The organism is Aquipuribacter hungaricus (genome assembly GCF_037860755.1).
Taxonomy (GTDB): domain Bacteria; phylum Actinomycetota; class Actinomycetes; order Actinomycetales; family JBBAYJ01; genus Aquipuribacter; species Aquipuribacter hungaricus.
The window spans coordinates 1-2,926 of sequence record NZ_JBBEOI010000341.1 but is presented as its reverse complement, the minus strand read 5'-3'; the positions used below and the strand labels follow the sequence as shown (position 1 = coordinate 2,926).

The window sequence follows — 2,926 nt, the reverse complement described above, 5'->3', positions numbered from 1 at the left end:
CCGGCGACGGGCGGTGCGGGCTCGGTGCGGGTCCGCCGGGAGGCCCGGGCGGCGACCAGGCGGCCGCGCGACACCGGCTGGGCGAGCCGCCAGCCCGCCGTCTCCGCGACCCGGAGCTCTTCGGCGAGGCGGCGCAGCTCCTCGACCGCGTCGGCCAGGGTCGTCACCTGCTCCAGCTGCCAGCGGTGCTGGTCCTCGTGGTGGGACCCCGTCCAGGGGGAGGGCGGTCGCCCGCCCGGGGTCGTCGTCATCGCGTCCATGGTGCCTCCAGCGCGCCGACGGTCCGCGGTCCACGGGTGGGGCAGCTGGTGCCGGCCGGCGTGGCAGCGGGGCGTCGGGCTCCGACGGGCCGGCGGGTGTCCCCGGGGTCCCGGGGTCCGGCGCCAGCGGGCCCATGCTGCCACGCCGGCCCTCCCGCCGTCCCGCGACCGCCTAGCCTCGGGTCGCCGGGAGCCATGTCCCGACCCCTCACCCGCAGGAGCCCCCATGCACGTCGGTGTCGACAGCTTCGTCAGCCAGGTCACGGACCCCTCGACCGGGCACGTCGTCGGTCCCGTCGAGCGGCTGCAGCACCTGCTGGAGGAGATCGAGCTCGCCGACCGGGTCGGCCTGCACTCCTTCGGGATCGGCGAGCACCACCGCCAGGAGTACTACGACTCCGCGCCGCCCGTGATCCTCGCCGCGGCCGCTGCCCGGACCTCGCGGATCCGGCTCGGCAGCGCCGTCGCGGTGCTGAGCGCCAACGACCCGGTCCGGGTGTTCCAGCAGTTCGCCACCCTGGACCTGCTGTCTCAGGGCCGGGTGGACCTGGTCGTCGGCCGGGGCTCGTTCACCGAAGCCTTCCCGCTGTTCGGCCTGGACCTGCAGGACTACGACGAGCTGTTCGTCGAGAAGCTCGACCTGCTGCTGCGGCTGCGGGAGTCCACCCACGTCACCTGGTCCGGGCGGCACCGGCCGCCGCTGCGCGGGCAGGGCGTGTTCCCGCGGCCCGTGCAGGACCCGCTGCCGATCTGGGTCGGGGTCGGCGGAACGCCGGAGTCGTTCCTGCGGACCGGGGTGCTCGGCCTGCCCCTCATGGTCGCGATCATCGGCGGGGAGCCGCGACAGTTCGCCCCGCTCGTCCAGCTGTACCGCCGCGCCGGCGCCGAGGCCGGGCACAGCCCCGAGCAGCTCAAGGTCGGCCTGCACATGTTTGGCTACGTCGGTGAGGACGTCCGCAGCGCCTCCGACACGGTCTACCCCGGCTGGCACGAGATGTTCACGACCGTGTCCCGTGAGCGCGGCTTCCGCCCGCCCACCCGCGAGCAGTTCGATGCCACCAGCGGCCCGGACGGCGCCTTCGTCATGGGGGACCCGGACACCGTCGCGACCAAGCTCGACCGCGTGAGCGACCAGCTCGGCGGGGTCGACCGGGTGTCGGTCCAGATGACCAACCCCCGCATGTCGCACGAGGACCTGCTGCGGGGGATCGAGCTGCTCGGGAGCGAGGTGGCCCCGCGGGTGGCGGCCGGCTGAGGGACGGGGTGCGCGGGCGACCAATCCGCCCGCGCACCGACGACGAACTCCACGTCCGGGGGGATGCCGGAACTGCTGCCCACCCCCTCGGAGAACACCTGTGCCCGTCCACCTGCGTCCCCTGCACGCCTCCCTCGCCGGCACCGGCGGAGCGGTCCGACGACGGCTGCGGCGACGTGCGGCCGCCGTCGTCCCCGTCGGGGTCAGGCGCAGGGTCTGGTACCGGCGCCGGTTCGGCCGCACCTTCCGCTCGCGCGCCGCGGTCACCTTCAACGACAAGGTGACGTGGCGGATCCTCCACGACCGGCGCCCGCTGCTCGAGGGCACGTGCGACAAGCTGCAGATGAAGGAGCAGGCGGCCCGCCTGGCCGGCGACCTCGTGCGCGTCCCGCGGACCCTCTGGTCCGGCACCGACGTCGCCGGGCTCGCCGGGGTCGGGCTGCCGGAGCACTGGGTGCTCAAGCCCAACCACAGCACGCAGCTGGTGCACATGGGCCACGGCCGCCCCGACGTCGACGCCCTGCGGCGCACCACCGCCGGGTGGGTCGAGGAGGACCTGGCCGCGCGCACGGGGGAGTGGGCCTACCGCAGCGCGCGGCCGCTCCTGCTCGTGGAGGAGCTCGTCGGCGAGCCGGGCGCCACGCCGCCGGACTTCAAGGTGTTCGTCTACGACGGCGTCCCGCGGCTCGTGCTCGTCCACAGCGGCCGGTCCACCGACCACCGGGGCCGGGTCTACACCCCCTCCTGGGAGCCGAGGCCGTGGGCGGCGGGCCTGCCCCTGGGGCCGGACGTCCCGCGCCCGCAGCGCCTGGACGACATGCTCGCGGCGGCCGCGGCGCTCGCCGACGGGTTCGACATGCTGCGGGTCGACTTCTACGAGCACGACGGGGTGCTGTGGTTCGGCGAGCTCACGCCCTACCCGGGGTCCGGGCTCGTCGAGATGGACCGCGAGCTGGACGAGGAGCTCGGCCGCTGGTGGCGGCTGCCGGAGCTGCCCGCGTGACCTGCCGACGACCGTCGTCGTCACGGAGAAGGGTGCCGGCGCGACACCTCGTCGCACTTGCTCCAGACACATGACGACTTATGCCTTGACACCTCAGAAGTCCGGTCCCTAGGTTCCGGACAGGTAGCCGGGGGGACGTCAGACGTACCGGGTGCCTCAGCTCAGTGCCGAGCTACCCGAGAGGTCCGCCATGCCCACTTGGTCATCCCGTCGACGCCTAGGACCGGCCGCCGCGCTGGTCGCCGTGCCCGCCCTCGTCACCGCCCTGCTCGTGCCCACCGTGGCGAGCGCCACCAGCACGGAGCCCCCCGCCCCGCCCGGCCCGACCGCGGCCCCCGCTGCGCCGTCGGAGGAGCCGACGCCGACCGCGTCGCCCTCCACCGCGAGCGCCGGGCCCGCGACCGCCGA

At 75.0% G+C, this 2,926-nt stretch carries 3 protein-coding genes and 1 pseudogene; 3 read left to right on the top strand and 1 reads right to left on the bottom strand.

What is annotated here, in order from left to right:
• On the bottom strand, positions 1 to 251 hold a 251-nt coding region (locus WCS02_RS19285; RefSeq protein WP_340295904.1), incomplete at its 3' end, for a hypothetical protein.
• A gap of 235 nt (positions 252 to 486) precedes the next feature.
• Between WCS02_RS19285 and WCS02_RS19280 the strand changes: the two genes are divergently transcribed.
• The 3 genes and pseudogenes from WCS02_RS19280 to WCS02_RS19270 form a co-directional block, all read left to right on the top strand.
• Positions 487 to 1,515 (top strand): LLM class flavin-dependent oxidoreductase, encoded by a 1,029-nt coding sequence (locus WCS02_RS19280; RefSeq protein WP_340295903.1) that lies wholly within the window; start codon positions 487 to 489, stop codon positions 1,513 to 1,515.
• A gap of 100 nt (positions 1,516 to 1,615) precedes the next feature.
• The gene (locus WCS02_RS19275) at positions 1,616 to 2,518 is read left to right on the top strand and encodes an ATP-grasp fold amidoligase family protein (protein ID WP_340295902.1); all 903 of its coding nucleotides are present in this window, start codon (positions 1,616 to 1,618) and stop codon (positions 2,516 to 2,518) included.
• A gap of 190 nt (positions 2,519 to 2,708) precedes the next feature.
• Positions 2,709 to 2,926 (top strand): annotated as a pseudogene (locus WCS02_RS19270) (hypothetical protein); the annotation flags it as partial.